The organism is Pseudomonas lyxosi (assembly GCF_047758685.1).
GTDB lineage: Bacteria > Pseudomonadota > Gammaproteobacteria > Pseudomonadales > Pseudomonadaceae > Aquipseudomonas > Aquipseudomonas lyxosi.
This window is the reverse complement of sequence record NZ_CP180481.1, coordinates 90,058-113,578: the sequence shown is the minus strand read 5'-3', so window position 1 is coordinate 113,578 and position 23,521 is coordinate 90,058. Positions and strand designations below refer to the sequence as shown.

Genomic DNA, 23,521 nt, shown 5'->3' with positions numbered 1-23,521 from the left:
CGAGTGACTGTTGTTGCCAGGCAAGGCGCCGCGCCGAGTCATAGCTTGCTATGGCGAGAAGCGGCAACGCAGTATGGCAACAACAGGCGCCGTCAAAAAACAGCAGTATTCGCGAGGCAGGACGCTTAGCCTCTGATCAAAAAGTGCGCAATTCTAGCGATGAGAGGCGCACTTGACCAGCTTTATGCAGGGAAATACGACGAGTGCTGCGCTATGCTTCGCGCCTTTACGCTTTATCGATTTTTTACAGTCAACAAAACGTCTGTAACAGTAAGTAAAACGGTGCATGCTGCACGGCAAAGCATAGTGCTTCTTCCAAAGAAGTCCGGTCTGGGTAGTAGGAGTGGTGGATGGGTCAGGCAAGTAGTCAGGCGGCGGGTGCCGAGCATTCGGCGGCAAAGCCGATCGGCATGCTGGTCGCGGCGGTCGGGGTGGTTTATGGCGATATCGGCACGAGCCCGCTGTACACCCTCAAAGAAGTGTTTTCCGGTGGCTATGGCGTGCCCGTCAATCATGACGGGGTGCTGGGGATTCTGGCGCTGATCTTCTGGTCGCTGATCTGGGTCGTGTCAATCAAGTACATGATGTTCGTCCTGCGCGCCGACAACCAGGGCGAAGGCGGGATCATGGCCTTGACCGCCCTGGCTCGGCGGGCGGCGGCCGGGCATCCGAAGTTGAGGGGGTTCCTGGTGGTCTGTGGGCTGATCGGCGCGGCGCTGTTCTATGGCGACAGCATGATCACGCCGGCGATCTCTGTGCTCTCGGCGATTGAAGGCCTGGGACTGGCTTTCGAGGGTATCGACCATTGGGTGGTGCCACTGTCGCTGATCGTGCTGGTGGCGTTGTTCCTGATTCAGAGTCACGGTACCGCGCGGATCGGCATCCTGTTCGGGCCAATCATGGTGACCTGGTTTGTGGTGCTGGGGGCGCTGGGTGTCTACGGCATCATGCAGCATCCGGAAGTATTGAAAGCGATGAACCCGGTGTGGGGCGTGCGCTTCTTCATCGTGCACCCGGGCATGGGCGTGGCGATTCTCGGCGCGGTAGTGCTGGCATTGACCGGTGCCGAAGCGCTGTACGCCGACATGGGCCACTTCGGTCGCAAGCCGATTGCCCGTGCCTGGTTCATTCTGGTGCTGCCGGCGCTGGTGCTGAATTACTTCGGCCAAGGGGCGCTGCTGCTCGGTGACCCGGAAGCCGCGCGCAACCCGTTCTACTTGTTGGCACCCAGCTGGGCGCTGATTCCATTGGTAGGATTGTCGACCATGGCCACGGTGATTGCCTCCCAAGCGGTGATTTCCGGTGCGTTCTCCCTGACCCGTCAGGCGATCCAGCTCGGTTACATTCCGCGCATGCACATTCGGCACACCTCCAGTGCCGAACAAGGCCAGATCTACATTGGCGCGGTGAACTGGGCGCTGATGGTCGGCGTGGTGCTACTGGTGCTGGGTTTCGAATCTTCCGGCGCTCTGGCTTCGGCCTACGGCGTGGCGGTGACCGGGACCATGTTGATGACCAGCATTCTGGTGTCGGCGGTGATATTGCTGCTGTGGAAATGGCCTCCGGTCCTCGCGGTTCCGCTGTTGCTCGGATTCCTCTTGGTAGACGGTCTGTACTTCGCTGCCAACGTGCCGAAAATCATTCAGGGCGGGGCGTTCCCGGTGATCGCCGGTATCGTGCTGTTTGTCCTGATGACCACCTGGAAACGCGGCAAGCAATTGCTGGTCGATCGTCTCGACGAAGGTGGATTGCCGCTGCCGATCTTCATCAGCAGCATCGCCGTGCAACCGCCGCATCGCGTTCAGGGCACTGCCGTGTTCCTGACGGCGCGCCCGGACGCCGTGCCCCATGCGCTGTTGCACAACCTGCTGCATAACCAGGTGCTGCACGAGCAAGTGGTGCTGCTGACGGTGGTGTACGAAGATATCCCGCGGGTGCCGGCATCACGGCGTTTCGAGGTTGAATCCCACGGCGAAGGCTTCTTCCGGGTGATCCTGCACTTCGGCTTCGTCGACGAGCCGGACGTGCCGCAAGCGCTGAAGCTGTGTCATCTCGATGACCTGGACTTCAGCCCGATGCGCACCACCTACTTCCTCAGCCGCGAGACGGTCATCGCCTCCAAACTCGAAGGCATGGCCCGCTGGCGCGAGGCGCTGTTCGCCTTCATGTTGCAGAACGCCAACGGCAATTTGCGCTTCTTCAATCTGCCGCTGAACCGGGTGATTGAACTGGGGACTCAGGTAGAGATGTAAGTAACATCAAAAAGCCCCCGCTACCGTGAGTTAGCGAGGGCTTTTCTGTGGGCGGAAATCAGATCACTCCTGAGCCGTCTCACCCTTGGCTTGTCGCTTCTCGATGATGTCCACCAACCGCTGCGCCAGCTTCGGATAGTTCTCGTCGAAGTGATGGCCACCCGGCAATTTCATCGCCTCACCCACGGCAGTCTTGTCGGTACAGCCGCTCTCGTCGACTTCTTCTTCACCGTAGATGCACACCACTTTCTCCGGCGGCAGCTTGGCCATTTCCGGGCCGGTGGCGGCTTCTTTCCCGGCGTTGCCGAGCCAGCCTTCTACTTCGATTTCGAAGCTGCCAGTGCGGGCGAAGGCCAGAAGGATGATCGCGTCGACCCGTTGCTGTTCCGATGGCTCCAGACGGTTGTAGATGGCTGGCAGGACGTCGGCGCCGAACGAGTAACCGGTCAGGATGAAGCGCTTGGTGCCCCATTTCTGCCGGTAGTGCTGCATCAGTTCGGCCAGGTCCAGGGCACTTTGCTCCGGGCTCTTGTGTTGCCAGTAGTAGCGCAGGGTGTCGATGCCGACGACCGGGTAGCCGATCTTGGCCATCTCGCCCGCGACGTCGCGGTCAAGGTCGCGCCAGCCGCCGTCACCGGAGAGGAACAGGGTCACAGTGTCCTTGGCCTGGCCGGCCGGGACTTCGACCACCGGAATCTGCAGGCCGCCAGCGGCTTTATCGCCACCGACAAGGATCTTGCGCAACTCGTTGTTCAGCACTTGCGGCAGGTTGATGTCGTAGTCGCTGATGCTGGTTTCGGCATTGGGTTGATCGCGTACGAAACCGGCGCTGGTGTCGTCCGGGTTGTCGTTCCAGGCCACCAGCCAGTGGCCGTGAGTGGCGCTTTTCGGTAGCAGGTGCGTGCAGCCGGGTTTTTCCAGTGCCAGGTCGACGGAGACGGCCTGAGCCTTGTCGTCCTTCTGCTCGGACAACCAGCGCCACGCCAGCACGGCGCCAGGGCCGATGCCGCTGACCAGGGTTGCCGGGCCTTTGAGTTCTCTCAGGGCCGATTGCAGGGCGCGACTTTGCAGCAGGCAGTCTTTGGGCAGGATCACCTGAACTATCTGCGCCGAGCCGCTGCGGCTCAGGGTCATCAACTGTTTGTTGCTGAGCTTCTGGTCTTCATTGACCGCCACCAGCACTTGGGCGCGTGGTGTGTTGCCGGGGATGACACGGGTCATCGCGGCGCCATCGGCCGGTGTCAGCTGTTCGAGGGTCGGTTCGGGTGCCGGGCGTTTCAGGTACCAGTAACCGCCACCGAGAATCAGGGCCAGCACTACCAGTGTGGCCAGTACGTACCGCAAGGAGCGTTGAATCATCAGCGTTTCACCAATCCAGTCAAGCCGCCCGCAATCAGGGCAGCAGTGTCGGCCAGGGCAACCAGCGGATCGAGTCCGGCGGGCACGGCCATATAACGGGGTTCCCAGTCAGGCTGGAACTTGTCTTTGAAACGGCGCAAGCCTTGAAAGTTGTAGAGCTGCTCACCACGGCGGAAAACCATCGAGCCCAGACGCTGGGTCAGTGGTGCGCCACGACGGGGTTGCAACCCCGACAACGGCACCATGCCCAGGCTGAAGCGCGCGTATCCATGATTTTTATAATGTTGGATCAGGCCGACCATCATGAACTCCATGGTCAGCTTGGGGGCATCCGGGTGCGCGCGCATCAGGTCGAGGCTGGCCAGTTCATGGCCATAAGTCTCGAGCAGGTTGGCGAACGCCACCGGGCGCCCTTCGAAACGAATCACCGCGACGCGGAAATGTTTGAGGTAATCATCGCTGAAACGGCCGAGCGAGAAACCTTTCTCGCGCACGTTCTTGCCGGTCAGCCAGGCGTCGGAAATTACCTTGAGTTCATCCATCGGCGCTTGCCCAGGATCAAAGATCTCCAGCGACAAGCCATCGCGAGTGCCACGGTTCCAGGTGTAACGAAGGTCTTTCATCTCTTTGCCTTTGGCCTCGAGATCAAAGCGAAGCAGATCGACCCGGGCTTCTTCGCCGAGCTTGATCGCGGTCAGGCCGATGTCCATGTAGTACGGCAGGTTCTCGGCGCGCACTTGATAGAACACAGGACGGGCGTGGTGGATGTCGCAAAGGTCGCGGAACTGCCAGATCATTTCCGCCCGTTGCTGGGTCGGGCCGATCGGGTCATACAAGGCCACCAGGCTGCGACCACGGCGGGCGTACATCAGGAACGCCTCGTCATTGGGGTGAAACAGCAGCGCCTTGTCACCGGTCAGGGCGAGGCCACCATCCGGTTGTGCGGAGGCCATGAGGATCTTTACCGCACGGCCCATTTCATCGGGCGTTGGCAGATGGATCACCGGGCGTGCAGTTCGCAGCAGCCAGGTCAGGGACACCACCACCAGCAGCACGGCGGCGCCGAGCAGCGAGCGCAAGCCCCGCGGGGCATCGGCGTCGAGGGTGAATTGCCACCAGAGCTGATGGCTGTACGGAACGTCCTGATAGGCGAACAGCAACAGCCAGATCGACGCACCGAGTACGCACAGGCTCGCCACCAGATACAGCGGCGAGAACGGCACCTCGGTCAGACGGCTGGGGCGATAGAACGAGCTGCGGAAAACCCCCAGCAAGCTCGCAGTCAGGGTCAGCAGGCAGGCTTCTTCCCAGTCGAAACCCTTGAGCAGAGAGAGCAGGGCAGCGACCAGCAACAATATGGTGGTCAGCATCCAGGCGGCTGACAGTCGGCGGCGCAGCCCTTGGGCCAGCAGCAAGCAAAGCACGCCGATCAGACTGGCACCGAAGTGCGAGGCGTCGACCAGTCGATGCGGGATCAGAAAGCCGATGTGCTCCAGGCGTGTGTCGATTTCCGGGGTGGCACCGGAGAACAGCAGCACCACGCCGGACAAAAATACCAGCACCGCCAGAATCGGCGCGGCCAGGCCCGACGCGACCCTTAAGGACTGACGCGATTGAAACAGGCGCTGCCCTTCATTGATCAGCAGGAATACGCAGGCCACCAGCAACGGCAGCACCACATAGATCAGGCGATAGAGCAGCAGGGCGGCAGCGAGTGGCGCGGCGCCGAGTGTGTTGGAGAAGGCAGCCAGCAGAATCGCTTCGAATACTCCGACACCGCCGGGAACATGGCTGAGCACACCGGCGGCCAGTGCCAGCAGGTACACCAGCAGGAACGCGCCGAAGGGCGGTGCTTCAGGCAGCAACAGATAGAGCACGGTCGCCGCGGCGGCTACGTCCAGGGCAGTGATGATCAGTTGCAGGAACGTCAGGCGACGGCCTGGGAGGCGCAAGGTGCGGCGTCCGACCTTGACCAGCAGGTTATCCGGGTAAGGTTGCTCTGGCAGGCGACGGCGGTAGATGCCGATGGCCAGTACCGTGAACAACAGCAAAACGGCCGCGGCGATGGCGCCCAGCAAGGTCTCGGACAAACCCAGGGCGGCAGAGGCGCCAGGCAGGTTGCTGAGGGTGGCGAGGGCGGCCAGAGGGGGCAGGGCGCAGCCGAGCGAGAGGCTGGCGAACAGCGTCATATGCGCGACTTCAGAGGCGCCTAGGCCATGACGTGCATATAAACGGTAACGAACCGAGCCCCCCGAGAGCATCGAAAGGCCGATGGCATTGCCGATGGCGAATGCGGTGAACCCGCCCAGGGCCAGGATTCGCGGCGCCAGATTCACGCCTGCGTAGCGGCTGGCCGACCATTCGTAGCCCAGCAGGATAATGAAGCCGACCACGGTCGCGCCCAGCGCGCCCAATAATGCCGGTTTCGGAACTTCGAGAATCGAGTCATGCAAAGCGTACAGATCGAGTTCGCTCAGCAGATGACGACAGGCAATCAGCGCGATAGCGAACAGCAGCAGAGTGACCGCCAGGCCGATGGGCTGACGGTATTTACTGATTCGATCAAGCAAGCGCAGACGCTCGGCCTTGATCGGTTGTGTCGCTGTGACGGTGTCTTGTGGATCAGACGAGTTGGCGCGCATCAATCACCTCTTGGATTGTGCGCGACAGGATGGGGGTATCCAGCCAAGTTACCAATCCCTGTAGAAAAAAATAATCACAAATATTAACGCCTCTCACCGGGTATCGGCGATGGTGCGTCATCAGTCGTAGAGGGTTCTGTCTGAGGTTCAGGATAGTCTGGGCTCAGAGCATGGGTGATCCCGAACGGCTCGCTACACAGTGGCAGATCATTGTTGCGAAAGGACTTTTTCAACAGATACAAAAAAGGCCACTCTTTCGAGTAGCCTTTTTTGATGTTTGGTTGCGGGAGCCGGATTTGAACCGACGACCTTCGGGTTATGAGCCCGACGAGCTACCAGACTGCTCCATCCCGCGTCTGTGTGGCGGCATTCTACAGGCGAACGTCGGAGTGTCAACCGTTAATCCTGAATAGGGTCAAATAAGCGTAATTGAGCGGCGAACGGTCGTGAGGGGGACTTAAGTTTCGGAATCAGAACGATTTCTCGTTTCTGCGCCGTCAGACGTAACCCGCTCGTATCTATGCTCATATTTACAAAAGAGACGCGCACAAAAAAGGCCACTCTTTCGAGTAGCCTTTTTTGATGTTTGGTTGCGGGAGCCGGATTTGAACCGACGACCTTCGGGTTATGAGCCCGACGAGCTACCAGACTGCTCCATCCCGCGTCTGTGTGGCGGCATTCTACAGGCGAACGCCGGAGTGTCTACCGTTAATCCTGAATAGGGCGAAATAAGTGCAAATGAGCGGCGAACGGTCGTGAGGGAGACTTAAGTTTCGGAATCAGAACGATTTCTCAATCCTGCACCGTCAGCCGTTACCCGCTCTTTTCTATCTCGTGTTTACAAAAGAGACGCGCACAAAAAAGGCCACTCTTTCGAGTAGCCTTTTTTGATGTTTGGTTGCGGGAGCCGGATTTGAACCGACGACCTTCGGGTTATGAGCCCGACGAGCTACCAGACTGCTCCATCCCGCGTCTGTGTGTCGGTATTCTACAGAGGATCGGTAAGCTGTCAACCTTCAATCCAGAGAAAACCTCTTCCCGTTCAATCGCTTAGCTTGAAAACAGGGCTGAGTGATTGGCTGTAAGGTCGGTGTGGCAAGGCTTTCAGCTCTATCGCGTGAAGCTTCTCGATTGAAAAAATAAATTCATCCGGCACTTTTCCTACGGGTGGAAAAGAACATTCAGAGTACTGGTGCTATATACAGGTGTCAGTGAGATACTGCCGATCTGACTCGCCAATACGCCATTTCTTCACCATGAACACTGCATTTATATGACGCAGCGAAAAATCATCCACGTCGATTGTGACTGCTTCTACGCCGCCATCGAGATGCGTGACGACCCGCGCCTGGCCGGGAAACCTCTGGCAGTGGGCGGTTCTGCGGATCGGCGTGGAGTGATCGCCACCTGCAATTATGAAGCGCGGGCTTATGGGGTACGCTCGGCCATGTCTTCCGGACATGCCTTGAAGCTGTGCCCGGACCTGACCATCGTCAAGCCACGCATGGATGCCTATAGAGAAGCCTCCAAGGAAATTCACACGATCTTTCGCGATTACACCGACTTGATCGAGCCGCTTTCGCTGGATGAGGCCTACCTCGACGTGTCGGACAGCGCGCATTTCGGTGGCAGCGCCACGCGGATCGCCCAGGACATTCGCCGTCGCGTCTCTAATCAGCTGCACATCACCGTTTCGGCGGGCGTTGCGCCGAACAAGTTTCTGGCCAAGATCGCCAGCGACTGGAAGAAGCCCAACGGCTTGTTCGTCATTACGCCGGATCAGGTCGAGGATTTTGTCAGTGGTTTGCCGGTGAGCAAGCTGCACGGCGTTGGCAAAGTGACCGCAGACAAATTAGGCAGGCTCGGCATCGTCGATTGTTCGCATCTGCGCGAATGGGACAAGTTGGCGCTTGTGCGGGAATTTGGCAGCTTCGGCGAGCGACTCTGGAGCCTGGCCCGTGGGATCGATGACCGGTTGGTGCACAACGATAGTCGTCGACAGTCGATCAGTGTCGAAAACACCTACGACGTCGACCTGCCGGATCTGGTGAGCTGCCTCGATAAATTACCCGAGTTACTGGAAACCCTGGCCGGCCGCATGGCGAGAATCGACAGCAGCTATCGACCGGGCAAGCCGTTCGTCAAAGTGAAATTCCATGACTTCACCCAGACCACTCTGGAGCAGGCCGGGGCAGGGCGGGATTTGGGGAGCTATCAGTTGTTGCTGACCCAGGCGTTCAATCGCGGCGGGAAACCGGTGCGGTTGTTGGGGATTGGGGTGCGGCTGGAGGATTTGCGGGGCGGGTTTGAGCAGATGGAGTTGTTTGAGCGTTGAGACCTGAAAGCAAAAGATCGCCCATGCGGACGATCTTTTAAGGGGCCTTAATTCGGTCCCGGATCCGCTACCAGTCGCCCGGCATCCTTGGTCAACGACTTGAGGAATTCGGTCTGCAACTCGGGATCGTTGCGCGTCAGTTCGATCAGGCTTTGTTCCAGCTCGGTGGCTTCTTCTTCCAGACCCAGTTCCGACAAGCGTTTGACCCGGTGTACCCACTGGCTCACTTCGTCGTCTTCGAGGTCGTCGTAAATCAGTCCGTGAGCTTCGAGCAGCTTGCCACGCAAGGAGCTACTGACCGCCAGGGACGAATTGGTGTGCACGTCGTCCTGAGCATCCTGGACACTGATCAGCAGTCGGCTCAAATGATTGATGTCGTGTTCGGCGAACGGGCTGTCCAGCAGGTTCACGCGCAATACACCGTTTTTGTCGGTGCTCATCTCGAACGTTTCCTTGCCGGCCTTGACCTCAACCGGACGCTCGCTCCATGGCAGGCTCGAGTATTCGGTGCGCTTGTCGAGCTGGACCTCGTCGATTCCCGCCAGGTTCTGTTGCGCGCGACCATGAGACTGCACGTTCATGAACGGGTTGAGCCCGGCGAAACCGTAGCTCAACCAGTCTTTCGTCACGCTGTCCGGCAGGTTGCCGAGGGCGAACACATTGACCACGTTCGCACCGACACCGGCCACCACGGCCACCGCACCCAGCGGAATCTCGTAAGCCTCCCGCCAGGGTTGGTAAGGCGTGTAGCGGTCGTAGTGGCGTGTGACTTCGAATTCGGTGACTTCGAACGTCTTCTGCTCGTGGATCTTCACCCGACGTTGCGGCAGCTCAAGCACCTTTGGCTCGCCGACATCAATCTGCAGGCTGTGATCGAGCAATTTACGCTCGACACGTTCCTCGTGCTCGCTGCGTTGTGACATGTGATTGGCACAGCCGCTGACCAGCAGGGTGCCGCACAGGGCGGCACCACCGAGGCCTAAGGTGTTTCGCTTGAACATGACTTCTCTATCTGGTGTCAGCGGCGGATACGGGACTGAAGGAAGGACAGCACGTCTGCGACCGGCAGCGCTTGCGCTTCGGGCTCGGTGCGGCTCTTGTATTCAAGATTGCCCTCGGCGAGGCCGCGGTCACTGACCACGATCCGGTGAGGAATGCCGATCAGCTCCATGTCCGCGAACTTGATGCCCGGGCTGGTTTTCTTGTCGCGGTCGTCCAGCAGTACTTCGAAGCCGGCGGCAGTCAATTCTGCATACAGCTTGTCGGTGGCTTCGCGAACCTGTTCGGTTTCGTAGCGCAGCGGTACCAGAGCGATCTGGAACGGGGCCAGCGTGTCACTCCAGATGATTCCGTTGGCGTCGTTGTTCTGCTCGATCGCCGCAGCCACCACGCGGGAAACGCCGATGCCGTAGCAACCCATTTCCAGGGTCACTGGCTTGCCATTCTCGCCCAGTACTTCGCACTTCATCGCTTTGCTGTACTTGTTGCCCAGCTGGAAGATGTGCCCGACTTCGATGCCGCGCTTGATTTCCAGGGTGCCCTTGCCATCCGGGCTCGGGTCGCCGGCGACCACGTTGCGCAGGTCGGCAACGGTCGGAACCGGCAGATCACGCTCCCAGTTCACGCCGAAATAGTGTTTGTCATCGATGTTGGCACCGATGCCGAAGTCGCTCATCAGCTCGACGGAACGGTCGATGATGATTGGCAGCGGCAGGTTCAACGGGCCCAGGGAGCCGGCGCCGGCGCCAATGGCGTCGCGCAGTTCGGCTTCGGAGGCCATGACCAGCGGGCTGGCAACGCCAGGCTGGTTGCCGGCCTTGATTTCGTTCAGCTCGTGGTCGCCACGGATGATCAGGGCAATCAGCTTGCCTTTCTCTTCAGCGTGAACCACGAGGGTCTTGATGGTCTTTTCAATCGGCAGGTTGAAGCCTTCGACCAGTTGCGCAATGGTCTTGGCGTTCGGCGTGTCGACCAGGCGCAGCTCTTCGGTTGGTGCGGCGCGGGAAGTTTCGCGTGGCACGGCTTCGGCTTTCTCGATGTTCGCCGCGTAGTCGGAACCGTTGCTGAAGACGATATCGTCTTCGCCGGATTCGGCCAGTACGTGGAACTCGTGGGAGCCAGCACCACCGATCGAGCCGTTGTCGGCTTCAACCGGGCGGAATTTCAGGCCCAGACGGGTGAACACGTTGCAATACGCCTGGTGCATGCGGTCATAGGTGACCTGCAGCGATGGCTGGTCGGCGTGGAAGGAGTAGGCGTCCTTCATGATGAATTCGCGACCGCGCATCAAACCGAAGCGTGGACGGATTTCATCGCGGAATTTGGTCTGGATCTGATACAGGTTGATCGGCAGCTGTTTGTAGCTGCTCAACTCGTTGCGCATCAGGTCAGTGATGACTTCTTCGTGAGTCGGGCCGGCGCAGAAATCGCGACCGTGGCGATCCTTGAAGCGCAACAATTCAGGGCCGTATTCTTCCCAGCGACCGGATTCCTGCCACAACTCAGCCGGTTGGGTGCTCGGCATCAACACTTCGAGAGAGCCCGCGGCGTTCATTTCTTCACGAACGACGGCTTCGACCTTGCGCATCACTCGCAAGCCCATCGGCAGCCAGGTGTACAGGCCCGAGGCGAGTTTGCGGATCATGCCGGCGCGCAGCATCAGCTGATGGCTGATCACGACCGCGTCGGAAGGCGTTTCTTTCTGTGTGGCGAGCAAAAATTGACTGGTGCGCATGGTTGGCCGTTGTCGGTTGCTGATGACGAGAAATGACGGAGCATTGTACGGGCGAGATCTGCTGGCGTACAGGCGTGCGGTCGGCGGGGTGTGGCGAGAGGGCGGGAATCCCCGCGCCCTCTGCGCTGCTTCCTGCTATAGAACCTACGATTCTTCCGCGACCTGGGTCGGAACCGGTTCTGGTGTCGGCGTTGGCGTCGGACCTTCGCGACGGCTCTCCTGGAACCAGTGCAACGCGATCAACAGCAGCGTCGGTACGCCCAGCAGGGCAGTGATCAGGAAGAAGTTGTGATAACCGAATTTCTCCACCATGACCCCCGAGTAGCCGCCGATCAGGCGTGGCAGCAAGAGCATGATCGAGCTGAGCAGGGCGTACTGGGTCGCGGAGAACTTCAGGTTGGTCAGGCTCGACAGGTAGGCGACAAACGCCGAGGTCGCCAGGCCCGAACTGAAGTTATCCAGGGAAATGGTGAGGATCAGCATGTTCAGGTTGGCGCCCATGTCGGCGAGCATCAGGAACAGCAGGTTGGTGCCGGCTGATGTAATGCCGCCGATGAGCAGAATCGGCAAGATGCCGAAGCGCACGATCAGCAGGCCGCCCATGCCGGCGCCGACCAGGGTCATGATCAGGCCAAAGATCTTGCTGACGCTGGCAATCTGATCCTTGGTGAAGCCCTGGTCGATGTAGAACACGTTAGCCATCACGCCCATGACCGTATCGGACATCCGATAGGTGGCGATCAGCCCAAGCAGCAGGAATGCTTGCCAGCGGTAGCGCAGAATGAAGTCGTTGATCGGCGTCAGCACCGGCGCCAGGCCGCGGCGGCCAATGGCCGACAGGCACATGGCGGTGAGCGTGGTGTAGAGGATTGCCCGCAGGAACGCGCGGTCTTCGAGCAGCAGGTCGAGCACGCTCACGCCTTCGAACAGCACGCTGGCGAAATCGGTGTTGTACAACTGAGTGAACATGGCCGGCACGGAAACCAACAGTACGATCAGCACAAACACCGATGCCAGTTGATGCACAAAGCTGTAGCGCCCGGCCTGAAGCTGCGTGCGCAGCGGCACCGGCGGTTCGCGCATGAAAAAGGAGGTCAGCAGCGCCGGAACCATCAAGGCGCCGAACAGGATGTAGGTGCCGGCCCATGCCGAATGCTTATAGTTGAAACCGGTGGAACCGAAGCCCTCAGCGAAGAACAGGGCGCCAGCGGTGGCCAGCAGCGCGGCGATCCGATAACCGGACATGTAACTGGCGGCGAGGGCGGCCTGGCGGGTGTCGTCGGCGATTTCCAGGCGATAGGCGTCGACCGCGATGTCTTGCGTCGCCGAAGCGAAGGCGACAACCACAGCAATAGCGATCAGCCAGGACAAATGCTTTTGCGGGTCGCAGAAACCCATCCCGATCAGGCCGAGGATGACCAGTGCCTGGGAAAGCACCAGCCAGGAACGTCGGCGACCGAGCTTGCCGAGAAATGGCAGGCGCCATTGGTCGAGCAGCGGTGACCAGACCCATTTAAAGGCGTAGGCCAGGCCGATCAGGCTTGCATAGCCAATGGTTTCGCGAGCCACGCCGGCTTCGCGCAGCCAGACCGAAAGTGTCGAAAACACCAGCATGTAGGGCAGGCCGGCGGCGAAACCAAGCAGCAACAGTACAAGCGTCGATGGGCTGGCATAGGCGGCGAGCGCGGCGCGCCAGGTTTTACGGGGCATGGGCTGGAGTCTGCCTCAAGAAATACGGAAACAAAGCGCGCACTCTAACCGCTGTGCTCTACCGGGCGCCAGCCATGGCGCTGAATATCAACACGATTGTTCAGGATACTGATGCCCTCCATGCGCAAACGCGCGCGTTGTTCATCCCCCGAAGGGCTGCCTGCAGGCAGGCTGATACGCCCGCCGGCGCCGAGCACGCGGTGCCAGGGTAATTTGCTGTCGCCCGGCAGTTGGCTCAGTGTCCGTCCGACGAAGCGGGCGGCGCGACCCAGTCCCGCCAACTCGGCGAGTTGACCGTAACTCACGACTTTGCCCTCCGGGACTTGCGCCAGTGTCAGGTACAGCGCCGTGCGTCGGATTTGCGCCGGACTATCGGTTTCAGTGGTTGAGTCGGTCACGTCGGCAGTTCCTGAAAAAGTTCGTCTTACCGTCTGTAGAGTAAATCCTGGATCGCCCATTGAGAAATGAACTCAATAGAAATAGTCGGGTCAGTCCTTGCTAGGGTCTTATTCGTATGGATAATGCCGACTTTTTTTCGCAAACTTGAGCCTGTATTTGCTTATGTTGTCCAGAACTCTGCTGTGCCTGGCTGTCGTCAGTACTTCCACGCCCTTGCTCGCCGATACCGTCTGGTTGAAGAACGGTGACAAGCTGAGCGGCAAGATCACCGTTTTCGATGGTGGCAAGCTGTTGATCCAGACCGAATACGCCGGTGCCGTCCCGATTGATTGGAAGCAGGTCAAAACCTTGGAAAGCGATCAGCAGTTGCTGGTCAAGCAGGATGCCTACACCGGCGAAAAGGCCAAGGCACTGCATGCGGCAGAAGACGGCAAGGTCACCCTGGCCAATGGCGACGCTCCCAAGACCGTCGAACTGGCCAGCATTCAGCAGATCCTCAAGCCCAAGCCGGTGGTAGAGGATTTGGTGTGGAAGGGTAATGTCGATGCAGCGCTGGATTATCAGCGGGCCGAGAAAGACACCGACGATTACGATATCGACTTCAAGACCACTGCGCGTCATGGCAGATGGCGACACACCGCAGAAGGCGAGTACAACCGCGAATTTCAGGATGACGTGGTCACTACCGATAACTTGCGGGGCGAATACTCGCTCGACCGCTTCCTGACCGAAAAATGGTTCTGGCAAGGGCGCGCGGTCTATAAGCGCGACAAGGTCGAAGAGCTGGCCCGTCAGCGCACCGTCGGTACTGGTCCGGGTTACCAGTTCTGGGATAACGAGCTGGGCGCATTCTCGCTGGGCTCGCTGGTCAACCGCACGGACTATGAGTTCGCTGACGGCAGCAAAGAAAACTTCTATTCCGTGGCGATGAAGTGGGACTACAACCGCTACCTGATTGGTAAGAAGGTGGAGTTCTTCACGAACGGCGAAGTGGGCAAGCCGCTGTCGGGCGTGGCGGATTACGCGCTCGATGCCGAGATGGGCTTGCGCTACAAAGTGACCGAATGGGCGTCGCTTAACCTGAAGGCCGAGCGAGACATCATTAGCGGCACCGACGATGCTGATCTGGACAAGACCCGGTACACCGCTGGGTTTGGTGTGGCCTGGTAAGACGCAAAAAATCGCAGCCATGGGCTGCGATTTTTTTTGCCTGCAAAACAGACAGGCACAAAAAAGCCCCGCTTTTGAGGGCGGGGCTTTTTACTAAAGCAAGTACAAGTTAGATAACTTGAACTTCTTCAGCTTGCATGCCTTTCTGACCGCGGGTAGCGATGAAAGAAACCTGTTGGCCTTCTTTCAGGCTTTTGAAGCCGTCGGATTGGATAGCTTTGAAGTGAACGAACAGGTCGTCACCGGATTGTGGAGTGATGAAGCCGAAGCCTTTTTCATCGTTGAACCACTTAACGGTACCAGTTTGGCGATTAGACATGGTGTAACTCCTTGAACAAAGATAACTGCGACGCAGGAAGAACCCTGGCCGAGACTGAGTGCAAAGAGCAGGAAAAATTCTTGTAGATGGTTGGATCGAAATTCAACATATCGTGTAGAGATTCTCAGTGACACAAGCAGCACAGTGGCGCCACCTTAACCCTTTTTCCGGAACGTGCCAATGCTTCCTGCGAAGGTTTCTCTGTTTTCATGACTGACGGTCCGCCGGTTTACCCGCAAGGGCCGGAAATTACTGGGGATCGGCAAGATTTGTGACCCGGACTTTGAACCCGAAGCGCGCGCCCGGTAAGATGCCGGACAGATTTTCTCCACCTCGCTATTCAGGACACCCGCCATGAGCATCAAATCGGACAAGTGGATTCGCCGCATGGCGCAAGAGCACGGCATGATCGAGCCCTTCGTAGAGCGCCAGGTGCGCGGCAGCGACGATAGCCGTGTGATCTCCTACGGCGTGTCAAGCTACGGCTACGATGTGCGTTGCACAAATCATTTCAAGGTGTTCACCAACATCAATTCGGCTATCGTCGACCCGAAAAACTTCGATGCCGGCAGCTTCGTCGACATCCACAGCGACGTGTGCATCATTCCGCCGAACTCCTTCGCCCTGGCCAGCACCGTCGAATATTTCCGCATTCCGCGTAATGTATTGACCATTTGCCTGGGTAAAAGCACCTATGCGCGCTGCGGCATCATCGTCAACGTCACGCCGCTTGAGCCTGAGTGGGAGGGTCATGTGACCCTGGAGTTCTCCAACACCACCAATCTGCCGGCGAAAATCTACGCGAACGAAGGCGTGGCACAGATGCTGTTCCTTGAATCCGACGAAGAGTGCGAAGTGTCCTACAAGGACCGTGGCGGCAAGTATCAGGGCCAGCGCGGCGTTACCCTGCCACGCACCTGATCCGTTCGTCTGGCAAGTCGTGGGAATTCTTGAGCGGGTAGACACTCTATTGGGTGTACTGCCCGGTTCGCGCAACGCGGACGGGGCCATCGCTCAGGAGTGCCCTATGAAGATCGATCCGAAAATAAGTGCCGAACTGGCAAGGCTTGAGCCCAATCAGGTTGGCGTTTTGGCCTGGTCCTTGTTGGCACATCCACCCATCAGCATGGCAGGGGGCATCCCCGGTCAGCCTGATCCCGATACCCCCAACGAACAACCCACCGAGCCCGGTGAGCCTACCCTGCCGGATGAGCCACCTCCCGCGCCCGTTGCTTGATCGCCGCCTGTCGAAAAACGAATGGCCAGTCAGCTGATGTCTTCAAAGAATTCAGCTGACTGGCCATATTTCGTTGTAGAGGTGGGAAGTGAGGCTATTTCAGGTTGCCGCTCAGGAACTGCTTCAACCGCTCACTCTTCGGATTGCCCAGCACATCGTCCGGTGCACCTTCTTCCTCCACCAACCCTTGGTGCAGGAACAACACCTGACTCGACACCTTACGGGCGAAGCTCATTTCGTGGGTCACCATGATCATGGTCCGGCCTTCTTCGGCCAGGCCCTGGATCACCCTGAGTACCTCACCCACCAGTTCGGGATCGAGTGCCGAGGTCGGTTCGTCGAACAGCATGACTTCTGGTTCCATGGCCAGCGCCCGAGCGATGGCGACCCGTTGCTGCTGGCCACCGGAAAGAAACGCCGGGTATTGATCCGCCACGCGCGCCGCCAGCCCGACCTTGTCGAGGTAGCGCCGTGCGCGGTCTTCGGCTTCCTGTTTGCTGCAGCCCAGCACCCGGCGCGGGGCCATGGTGATGTTTTCCAGCACGGTCATGTGGCTCCACAGGTTGAAATGCTGGAACACCATGGCCAGGCGGGTGCGGATTTTTTGCAGTTCATCGGGGTCGGCCACGTGCATGCCGTGGCGATCCTTGATCATGCGGATGTTCTGGCCATCCAGGCTCATGGCGCCGTCGTTCGGCTGCTCAAGAAAATTGATGCAACGCAGGAAGGTGCTTTTGCCCGAGCCGCTGGCGCCAATCAGGCTGATGACGTCGCCGGTGTTGGCCTTGAGCGAAACGCCTTTGAGTACTTCATGTTCGCCATAGCTTTTATGCAGGCCTTCAATGGTCAGTTTGTACATGGGGCATGCATCCTCAAGGCGAAAGTAGGTAGCCGCTGCGATAGGCTTCGGTGCCCGCGACGTGGGCGATCACCATGCCGGCAGTGGCCATGCGCCGTAGCGAACGGGCGTACATCAACCCGGCAACGGTGCAATGAACGGGGGTGACGCGATCAAGGATCGGGTCGATGATTTCAGCGATCAATTGCCCGGCTTCGAGGTATTCCCCGGGCAGCGCGGTGAACACCAGCAGCCCGCCGACCGGTGTTGCCACCGGTTCAACGCCGGCCAGCGGTGTGGCCGGGTAGGGCAGTTCGGGTAGTGGCGCCGGCTCGCCGGCAATCGCGCCGTAATGAATCAGGTAATCGATCAGCGCCTGGCAATCGAGGCTGGCCAGTGGATGATTGACGTCACCCTGACCGCGCAATTCGACGGTGACCGAGAAACTGCCCAGCGGAATATCGAAGTGTTCGCCGAAGCGTTCCTTCAACTGCCACCAGAGCAGGGTGAAGCATTCATCGAACGACTGACCGCCGGAGTCGGTAGCCAGCAGGCTGGCTTCGGCACCGATGTAGCGCGCCAGCGGCTCGACCTGCGGCCAGGCCTCGGGCGTGGTGTAGATGTGGGCGACCGCTTCGAAATCGCAATGCAGGTCCAGCACCATGTCGGCATCGCAGGCCAGCCGTTGCAGGGTCAGGCGCTGGGATTGCAGTTGCGTGCTGGCAGTCTGTTGGGCGAGGGCATTGCGCAGGCTGCTGCGAATCAGTTCGAGGTTGTGCTGCGGATCGTCGCCGAGCAGGCCTTCGATCTCGTTGCCGACGGCTTCGCTCACATCGACGAACCAGCGATTGAAGTTCTGCCCGCTTTCGAGGTCGTAACGGCCCAGCGGCACATCCATCAGCACTTGTTCGAGGCCTACCGGGTTGGCCACCGGCACCAGCACGATTTCGCTGCGCAGACGGCCGGCGGCTTCGAGTTCCGCCAAGCGTTGCTTGAGGTGCCAGGCAACCAGCATGCCCGGTATTTCGTCGGCATGCAGGGATGACTGAATGTAGATCTTGCCTTTGGCCGCTGATGGGCCGAAGTGAAAACTGTGAATCTGTCGAGCGGTCCCCGGCAGCGGGGCCAGCAGGTCATGAATCTGGTGGCGCATGTCTCTTTATCCCTAAAGCGGGTCCTAGTGGGTCGGCCCGAGGAAGGCCAGCCATCGGCGTTCGGCGAGGCGGAACAGGCCGACCAGCGCAAAGGTAACGGTCAGGTAGATCAGCGCAGCGATGCCGAACGACTGGAAGGTCAGGAAGGTCGCCGAGTTGGCGTCCCGCGCGACTTTCAAGATGTCCGGGATGGTCGCGGTGAAGGCCACGGTGGTCGAGTGCAGCATCAAAATCACTTCGTTGCTGTAATAAGGCAACGAACGACGCAAGGCCGAAGGCATGATCACGTAGGCATAAAGCTTCCAGCCTGTCAGACCGTAAGCCTTGGCCGCTTCGACTTCACCATGCGCCATGCTGCGAATCGCCCCGGCGAAAATCTCCGTGGTGTAGGCGCAGGTATTCAGGGCGAAGGCCAGGATCGTGCAGTTCATCGCATCGCGAAAGAACGCATCCAGTACAGGTTGGGCGCGAACGGCGGCCAGACTGTAAATCCCGGTGTAGCAGATCAGCAACTGAATATAGAGAGGCGTACCCCGGAACAGGTAGGTGAAGAACTGAACCGGCCAGCGGATGTAGAAGTGCGGGGAAACCCGGGCGATGGACAGCGGGATCGACACCACGAAACCGATGAAGATCGACGCGCTGAGCAGCCACATGGTCATGGCCAGACCGGTGATGTTGTAGCCGTCGGTATAAAGGAAAGGTTTCCAGTATTCCTGCAAGAGTTCGATCATCGTACCGCCTCCCGGGAACCGGCGGCGTAGCGGCGTTCAAGCCAGCGCAGGACGAAGTTGGAGGCGCTGGTGATCAGCAGGTAAATCAGTGCTGCAAGCACCAGGAAGTAGAACAGCTGATAAGTGCTTTTGCCGGCATCTTGCGCAGCCTTGACCAGGTCGGCGAGGCCGATGATCGAGACCAGTGCGGTGGCCTTGAGCATCACCATCCAGTTGTTACCGATACCCGGCAGGGCAAAACGCATCATCTGCGGAAACACCACGATCCAGAAACGCTGGCCGCGCTTGAGGCCATACGCGGTTGCCGCTTCGACCTGACCCCGTGGCACCGCGAGAATCGCGCCCCGGAAGGTTTCGGTGAAATACGCGCCATAAATGAAGCCCAGGGTGATGACCCCGGCGCTGAACGGGTTGATCTCGATGTATTCCCATTCCATGAAATCGGTAAACGACGTCAGCCAGGTTTGCAGGCTGTAGAAGATCAACAGCATCAGCACCAGGTCCGGTACACCGCGAATCAGTGTGGTGTAGAGCTGGGCCGGGACGCGCACCAGTTTGACTTTTGACAGCTTGGCACTGGCGCCGAGCAAGCCGAGCAAAACGGCCACCAACAGCGACAATATCGATAATTTGATGGTCATCCAGGTGCCTTCCATCAGCAACGGACCGAAGCCCTGGAGGCTGAAGGCTGAGAGCCTCAGATTTTGTAGTAGGTTTTCGAACATAAATCAGCAACCTGATCGGATGAAAAAAGCGCCCATCGCAAGATGGGCGCCGGGCATTATTTGCCGCTGTACAGATTCAGATCGCCAAAGTGTTTCTTCTGAATGGTGGCGTAGGTGCCATCGTCGTGTAACGCTTTGATACCTTTATCCAAAAGTGCCTTGAGGTCTTTGTTACCTTTAGAGATACCGATAGCTGTTTTGGCTGGCAGCAATTCGCTGTCCACCGGCTTGCTGATTTCGTAACCCTCGCCTTTTGGCGACTTCAAAAAGCCCAGTTCGGCCTGCAGCATGTCCTGGATGCCGGCGTCGAGACGACCGGAAGTCAGGTCGGAATACACCTGGTCCTGGTTCTGATAGGCCTGGGTTTTCACGCCCGCCTTGTCCAGAACGGCTTTGGCATAGGCTTCCTGGATGGTGCCTTGTTCGTAGCCGACGGTTTTGCCCTTGAGCGAAGCGACGTCTGCGGTGATGCCAGAACCTTTCTTGGACACGTAAGCGGTTGGGCCGGAGAACAGCTCGCTGGAGAAGTCGATGACTTTTTCGCGGGCCGGGGTGACGGTCATCGATGAGATCACACCGTCGAATTTATTGGCCTTCAGGCCCGGAATCATGCCGTCGAAATCGCTTTCGACCCACTTGCACTTGACCTTCAGCTCGGCGCAGATCGCGTTACCCAGATCGATGTCGAACCCTACCAGGCTACCGTCAGCCGCTTTCGACTCAAACGGGGCGTAGGAAGGGTCAACGCCAAAACGCAATTCCTTGTATTCCTTGGCCAGCGCGGAACCGGCTGCCATGCACAACGCCAGTGCAGAAAGGGTCAGCAATGCTTTTTTCATTATTCAATCCCTAAAAACCAATATGAGCGCTTGCGGCGCAGAATTATTGTTACTGGAAAGCGTAAGACCCTATGAAAGTAGCAATTTCCGAACCAGAGTCCCGAACAAGTGTTTTAAAAGGTGATTCAAGAAATGGCAAGGAGGGATTTGTGCACGAAAACGGGCGCCGGAAAATAGCTGCACCAACTTGGTTCGGGATGATCGTTCCCACGCTCCGCGTGGGAATGCCTCCATGGACGCTCCGCGTCCAATCTGGGACGCGGAGCGTCCCGGGCTGCGTTACCACGCAGAGCGTGGGAACGATCAGGGAGAGGGCCGCTTAGCCCAACAAATCCTGCAACGTTCCCAGATTGTCAGCTTCTTCGACCGACTTATCCTGCCGCCAGCGCAACATCCTCGGAAACCGCACCGCAATCCCGCTCTTGTGTCGTCTGGACAGGGCGATGCCCTCAAATCCCAGTTCAAACACCAGGCTCGGCGTCACGCTGCTCACCGGCCCGAATTTCTCTACGGTGGTCTTGCGCACGATGCTGTCTACCTGGCGCATTTCTTCGTCAGTCAGCCCCGAATACGCCTTGGCGAACGGCACCAGTGCCCGTTCGCTCGCCTCAGGCGGCCCGTCCCACACGGCAAAGGTGTAATCGCTGTAGAGACTGGCGCGACGACCATGGCCGCGTTGCGCATAAATCAGCACCGCGTCGACGCTGAACGGGTCGACTTTCCATTTCCACCAGACGCCCATGTCCTTGGTGCGCCCGACGCCATACAACGCATCCCGGGCCTTGAGCATCATGCCTTCGACACCGAGCTTGCGGGAGGCTTGCCGTTGTCGGGCGAGGTCGAGCCAGTCTTCGCCGGTGAGCACAGGCGAGGGCAGCAGCGCCGGGTTAGCGCAGCTTTTCACCACCTGTTCCAGCTGAGTGCGACGCGTGGCCTGAGTCTGATTGCGCCAGTCTTCGCCCTGCCATTCCAGCAGGTCGTAGGCGAGGACCACCACCGGCACTTCTTCGAGGATTTTTTTGTCCAGGGTTTTACGACCGATCCGCTGTTGCAGCAGAGCGAAAGGTTTTACCGCGGGTGAAACCGGGGAGTGAGGGTTGAAGGCGTCCTCGGTGGTGGGTTGCTCGGTTTTCCAGGCGACGATTTCACCGTCGATCACCGTACCCTCGGGCAAGCAGTGAACCAGACTGTCGAGTTCGGGGAAGCGCTCGGTGACCAGCTCTTCACCTCGCGACCAGATCCACAGTCGCCCGTCGCGTTTGACCACTTGGGCGCGGATGCCATCCCACTTCCATTCCACTTGCCAATCGCTGACCGGGCCGAGCAGGGCTTCGAATTGTTCAACGGGTTGCGATAGCGCGTGAGCGAGGAAAAACGGGTAGGGCTGACCGCCCCGTTGCGCATGTTCGTCAGACGATTCGGCGGCGATCAACTTCAAATAACCCGGCGCGCTCGGGCGGTTGGACAGGTCGGTGTACCCCACCAGTCGCTGGGCTACTCGTTTGCTGTCGAGCCCGGCCATCGCCGCCAAGGCGCGGGTGACCAGCAGCTTGGAGACCCCGACGCGGAAGCTGCCGGTGATCAATTTGATGCACAGCATCAGGCTCTGGCGGTCCAGTTGCGACCACAGGGCAGGCAGTCGCTCGGCGAGGACTTGCGGGGTTTCACCGCGCAGCGGCAGCAGTTTGTCTTCAATCCACACTGCCAATCCATCGGTGGAGCTGTGAAGCGCTTCGGGCAGTACCAGCGAAATGGTTTCCGCCAGATCGCCGACCGCCTGATAACTCTCTTCGAACAGCCACGGCGCGAGGCCGGAGATCTCCATCGCCAGCTCTCGCAGGATGCGCACCGGCACCAGTTGCCGAGGCCGTCCGCCGGACAAAAAGTAAACAGCCCATGCGGCATCTTCCGGCGCGGCTTTGGCGAAGTAGTTTTGCATCGCCGCGAGTTTGGCGTTGCTCGATGTTGTGGCGTCGAGTTCGGCGTACAACTCGGCGAACGCCTTCATGGCAGTACCTCGGCACTCTCGGGTTCGACGGCTGCGCTTTCTTCCTCGTCGTCGCCGTACTCGGTGCTGAAACCCATGGCATCGAGACCCTGTTCGCGCAGATGGCGCACCAGTACCCCGACCGAACCGTGGGTAACTATCACCCGCTCGGCACCGGTCTGTTCGATGGCCCAGAGCAGGCCGGGCCAGTCGGCGTGGTCAGACAGTACAAAGCCACGATCCACGCCACGTCGCCGCCGTGTGCCACGCAAACGCATCCAGCCGCTGGCGAAGCCGTCGCTGTAGTCGCCGAATCGGCGTATCCAGGTGCTGCCGCCAGCCGAAGGTGGGGCGATGACCAAGGCCTTGTGCATCATCGGATCGCTCTTTTGGACCTCGCCGGCATAGATCGTTGGCGGTAAGTAAATACCGCTCTCGCGATACACCCGGTTCAGTGGTTCCACAGCGCCATGCACCAGAATGGGGCCGAGGCTGGCGTCGATGCCGTGGAGAATGCGCTGGGCTTTGCCGAAGGCATAGCAGAACAACACGCTGGTTTTGTCGGCGGCGGCATTGGCCTGCCACCACTGATTGATCTCGGCGAAGACGTGCGCCTGGGGTTGCCAGCGATAAATCGGCAGGCCGAAGGTCGATTCTGTGATGAAGGTATCGCAGCGCACGGGTTCGAACGGCGCGCAGGTGCCGTCGGGCTCGATCTTGTAATCGCCCGACGCGACCCAGACTTCACCGCCGTATTCCAGACGCACCTGGGCTGAGCCAAGCACATGGCCGGCGGGGTGAAAGCTCAGGGTTACGCCGTGATGAGTCAGAGGTTGACCGTAAGGCAGGGTTTGCAGGTTGATATCCTGACCCAATCGCGCACGCAAAATCCCTTCGCCGGGAGCGGCCGCCAGATAATGCTGATTGCCGGTGCGGGCATGGTCGCCGTGAGCGTGGGTGATGACTGAACGTTCGACCGGTCGCCACGGGTCGATATAGAAATCCCCGGCCGGGCAGTACAAACCTTCAGGGCGCGCGATAACAAGATCCATGTTGTTACCAAAGTGGAGGGACTTGTTAGCTATGA

The 23,521-nt window shown here is 59.2% G+C and carries 19 protein-coding genes and 3 tRNA genes; 5 read left to right on the top strand and 17 right to left on the bottom strand.

The annotated features are described in order from the left end of the window. Nucleotides 1-350 precede the first annotated feature (350 nt). Nucleotides 351-2,252: a potassium transporter Kup gene (locus ACMXYI_RS00530; RefSeq protein WP_415771053.1), complete on the top strand. Its 1,902-nt coding sequence runs from the start codon at nt 351-353 to the stop codon at nt 2,250-2,252. 63 nt (nt 2,253-2,315) lie between these two features. Here the strand turns inward: ACMXYI_RS00530 and ACMXYI_RS00525 are convergent, their stop codons facing one another. The 5 genes from ACMXYI_RS00525 to ACMXYI_RS00505 form a co-directional block, all read right to left on the bottom strand. After that, nucleotides 2,316-3,611 carry a virulence factor family protein gene (locus ACMXYI_RS00525; protein WP_415771051.1) on the bottom strand — a complete coding sequence of 432 codons (1,296 nt, stop codon included), beginning with the start codon at nt 3,609-3,611 and terminating at the stop codon, nt 2,316-2,318. Beyond that, nucleotides 3,611-6,253: a bifunctional lysylphosphatidylglycerol flippase/synthetase MprF gene (gene mprF / locus ACMXYI_RS00520; RefSeq protein ID WP_415771049.1), complete on the bottom strand. Its 2,643-nt coding sequence runs from the start codon at nt 6,251-6,253 to the stop codon at nt 3,611-3,613. The genes ACMXYI_RS00525 and mprF overlap by 1 nt, the downstream gene beginning before the upstream one ends. Before the next feature lie 278 nt (nt 6,254-6,531). After that, nucleotides 6,532-6,608: transfer RNA gene (locus ACMXYI_RS00515), tRNA-Met, on the bottom strand. 232 nt (nt 6,609-6,840) lie between these two features. Beyond that, nucleotides 6,841-6,917: transfer RNA gene (locus ACMXYI_RS00510), tRNA-Met, on the bottom strand. A 231-nt stretch (nt 6,918-7,148) separates the two neighbouring features. Next, nucleotides 7,149-7,225, bottom strand: a tRNA-Met gene (locus ACMXYI_RS00505). A 301-nt stretch (nt 7,226-7,526) separates the two neighbouring features. Between ACMXYI_RS00505 and dinB the strand changes: the two genes are divergently transcribed. Continuing rightward, complete coding sequence (gene dinB / locus ACMXYI_RS00500) at nt 7,527-8,588, top strand: DNA polymerase IV (RefSeq protein WP_008153950.1); 1,062 nt, start codon at nt 7,527-7,529, stop codon at nt 8,586-8,588. Between the two features lie 47 nt (nt 8,589-8,635). Here dinB and ACMXYI_RS00495 read toward each other — a convergent pair whose 3' ends face one another. From ACMXYI_RS00495 to ACMXYI_RS00480, 4 genes are all read right to left on the bottom strand, one after another. After that, a complete protein-coding gene (locus ACMXYI_RS00495; protein WP_415771047.1) occupies nt 8,636-9,589 on the bottom strand; it encodes a hypothetical protein in 954 nt (317 codons plus the stop codon). A gap of 17 nt (nt 9,590-9,606) precedes the next feature. After that, on the bottom strand, nt 9,607-11,322 hold the full coding sequence (locus tag ACMXYI_RS00490; protein ID WP_415771045.1) for a proline--tRNA ligase: 1,716 nt from the start codon (nt 11,320-11,322) through the stop codon (nt 9,607-9,609). 144 nt (nt 11,323-11,466) lie between these two features. After that, on the bottom strand, nt 11,467-13,032 hold the full coding sequence (locus ACMXYI_RS00485; protein ID WP_415771044.1) for an AmpG family muropeptide MFS transporter: 1,566 nt from the start codon (nt 13,030-13,032) through the stop codon (nt 11,467-11,469). A gap of 44 nt (nt 13,033-13,076) precedes the next feature. Continuing rightward, complete coding sequence (locus tag ACMXYI_RS00480; protein ID WP_008153938.1) at nt 13,077-13,430, bottom strand: MGMT family protein; 354 nt, start codon at nt 13,428-13,430, stop codon at nt 13,077-13,079. A 163-nt stretch (nt 13,431-13,593) separates the two neighbouring features. Here ACMXYI_RS00480 and ACMXYI_RS00475 point away from each other — a divergent pair, with 163 nt between their 5' ends. Continuing rightward, nucleotides 13,594-14,601 (top strand): DUF481 domain-containing protein, encoded by a 1,008-nt coding sequence (locus ACMXYI_RS00475; RefSeq protein ID WP_415771042.1) that lies wholly within the window; start codon nt 13,594-13,596, stop codon nt 14,599-14,601. A gap of 109 nt (nt 14,602-14,710) precedes the next feature. On the opposite strand, the gene ACMXYI_RS00470 is transcribed toward ACMXYI_RS00475, so the two are convergent. Beyond that, nucleotides 14,711-14,920: a cold-shock protein gene (locus ACMXYI_RS00470; protein ID WP_002554837.1), complete on the bottom strand. Its 210-nt coding sequence runs from the start codon at nt 14,918-14,920 to the stop codon at nt 14,711-14,713. Nucleotides 14,921-15,274: 354 nt separating this feature from the next. Between ACMXYI_RS00470 and dcd the strand changes: the two genes are divergently transcribed. Together dcd and ACMXYI_RS00460 are read left to right on the top strand one after the other, a co-directional pair. Then, nucleotides 15,275-15,841 (top strand): dCTP deaminase, encoded by a 567-nt coding sequence (gene dcd, locus ACMXYI_RS00465; protein ID WP_007904652.1) that lies wholly within the window; start codon nt 15,275-15,277, stop codon nt 15,839-15,841. Between the two features lie 106 nt (nt 15,842-15,947). After that, a complete protein-coding gene (locus ACMXYI_RS00460; protein ID WP_095197445.1) occupies nt 15,948-16,157 on the top strand; it encodes a hypothetical protein in 210 nt (69 codons plus the stop codon). Between the two features lie 94 nt (nt 16,158-16,251). Here the strand turns inward: ACMXYI_RS00460 and ACMXYI_RS00455 are convergent, their stop codons facing one another. The 7 genes from ACMXYI_RS00455 to ACMXYI_RS00425 all read right to left on the bottom strand — a co-directional run bounded on the left by ACMXYI_RS00455 (nt 16,252) and on the right by ACMXYI_RS00425 (nt 23,486). Next, on the bottom strand, nt 16,252-17,016 hold the full coding sequence (locus tag ACMXYI_RS00455) for an ABC transporter ATP-binding protein (protein ID WP_415771039.1): 765 nt from the start codon (nt 17,014-17,016) through the stop codon (nt 16,252-16,254). A gap of 13 nt (nt 17,017-17,029) precedes the next feature. Further along, entirely contained in the window at nt 17,030-18,148 is a 1,119-nt protein-coding gene (locus tag ACMXYI_RS00450; RefSeq protein ID WP_415771038.1) for a succinylglutamate desuccinylase/aspartoacylase family protein, read from the bottom strand. Nucleotides 18,149-18,172: 24 nt separating this feature from the next. Continuing rightward, nucleotides 18,173-18,883, bottom strand: coding sequence for an ABC transporter permease (locus ACMXYI_RS00445; RefSeq protein WP_415771036.1), 711 nt, complete (start codon nt 18,881-18,883; stop codon nt 18,173-18,175). Beyond that, nucleotides 18,880-19,608, bottom strand: coding sequence for an ABC transporter permease (locus tag ACMXYI_RS00440; RefSeq protein ID WP_415771033.1), 729 nt, complete (start codon nt 19,606-19,608; stop codon nt 18,880-18,882). Before ACMXYI_RS00440 ends, ACMXYI_RS00445 begins: the two co-directional genes overlap by 4 nt. Before the next feature lie 56 nt (nt 19,609-19,664). Next, a complete protein-coding gene (locus tag ACMXYI_RS00435; protein ID WP_415771031.1) occupies nt 19,665-20,447 on the bottom strand; it encodes a transporter substrate-binding domain-containing protein in 783 nt (260 codons plus the stop codon). A gap of 319 nt (nt 20,448-20,766) precedes the next feature. Then, the gene (locus tag ACMXYI_RS00430; RefSeq protein ID WP_415771029.1) at nt 20,767-22,455 is read right to left on the bottom strand and encodes an ATP-dependent DNA ligase; all 1,689 of its coding nucleotides are present in this window, start codon (nt 22,453-22,455) and stop codon (nt 20,767-20,769) included. Further along, on the bottom strand, nt 22,452-23,486 hold the full coding sequence (locus tag ACMXYI_RS00425) for a ligase-associated DNA damage response exonuclease (RefSeq protein ID WP_415771027.1): 1,035 nt from the start codon (nt 23,484-23,486) through the stop codon (nt 22,452-22,454). The genes ACMXYI_RS00430 and ACMXYI_RS00425 overlap by 4 nt, the downstream gene beginning before the upstream one ends. Between the last annotated feature and the right edge of the window lie 35 nt (nt 23,487-23,521).

Bases quoted from the DNA above. Each gene is read 5' to 3' on its own strand.
- ACMXYI_RS00530 (WP_415771053.1), top strand. From the start codon at position 351: ATGGGTCAGGCAAGTAGTCAGGCGGCGGGTGCCGAGCATTCGGCGGCA.
- ACMXYI_RS00525 (WP_415771051.1), bottom strand. From the start codon at position 3,611: ATGATTCAACGCTCCTTGCGGTACGTACTGGCCACACTGGTAGTGCTG.
- mprF (WP_415771049.1), bottom strand. From the start codon at position 6,253: ATGCGCGCCAACTCGTCTGATCCACAAGACACCGTCACAGCGACACAA.
- dinB (WP_008153950.1), top strand. From the start codon at position 7,527: ATGACGCAGCGAAAAATCATCCACGTCGATTGTGACTGCTTCTACGCC.
- ACMXYI_RS00495 (WP_415771047.1), bottom strand. From the start codon at position 9,589: ATGTTCAAGCGAAACACCTTAGGCCTCGGTGGTGCCGCCCTGTGCGGC.
- ACMXYI_RS00490 (WP_415771045.1), bottom strand. From the start codon at position 11,322: ATGCGCACCAGTCAATTTTTGCTCGCCACACAGAAAGAAACGCCTTCC.
- ACMXYI_RS00485 (WP_415771044.1), bottom strand. From the start codon at position 13,032: ATGCCCCGTAAAACCTGGCGCGCCGCGCTCGCCGCCTATGCCAGCCCA.
- ACMXYI_RS00475 (WP_415771042.1), top strand. From the start codon at position 13,594: ATGTTGTCCAGAACTCTGCTGTGCCTGGCTGTCGTCAGTACTTCCACG.
- ACMXYI_RS00470 (WP_002554837.1), bottom strand. From the start codon at position 14,920: ATGTCTAATCGCCAAACTGGTACCGTTAAGTGGTTCAACGATGAAAAA.
- dcd (WP_007904652.1), top strand. From the start codon at position 15,275: ATGAGCATCAAATCGGACAAGTGGATTCGCCGCATGGCGCAAGAGCAC.
- ACMXYI_RS00460 (WP_095197445.1), top strand. From the start codon at position 15,948: ATGAAGATCGATCCGAAAATAAGTGCCGAACTGGCAAGGCTTGAGCCC.
- ACMXYI_RS00455 (WP_415771039.1), bottom strand. From the start codon at position 17,016: ATGTACAAACTGACCATTGAAGGCCTGCATAAAAGCTATGGCGAACAT.
- ACMXYI_RS00450 (WP_415771038.1), bottom strand. From the start codon at position 18,148: ATGCGCCACCAGATTCATGACCTGCTGGCCCCGCTGCCGGGGACCGCT.
- ACMXYI_RS00445 (WP_415771036.1), bottom strand. From the start codon at position 18,883: ATGATCGAACTCTTGCAGGAATACTGGAAACCTTTCCTTTATACCGAC.
- ACMXYI_RS00440 (WP_415771033.1), bottom strand. From the start codon at position 19,608: ATGTTCGAAAACCTACTACAAAATCTGAGGCTCTCAGCCTTCAGCCTC.
- ACMXYI_RS00435 (WP_415771031.1), bottom strand. From the start codon at position 20,447: ATGAAAAAAGCATTGCTGACCCTTTCTGCACTGGCGTTGTGCATGGCA.
- ACMXYI_RS00430 (WP_415771029.1), bottom strand. From the start codon at position 22,455: ATGAAGGCGTTCGCCGAGTTGTACGCCGAACTCGACGCCACAACATCG.
- ACMXYI_RS00425 (WP_415771027.1), bottom strand. From the start codon at position 23,486: ATGGATCTTGTTATCGCGCGCCCTGAAGGTTTGTACTGCCCGGCCGGG.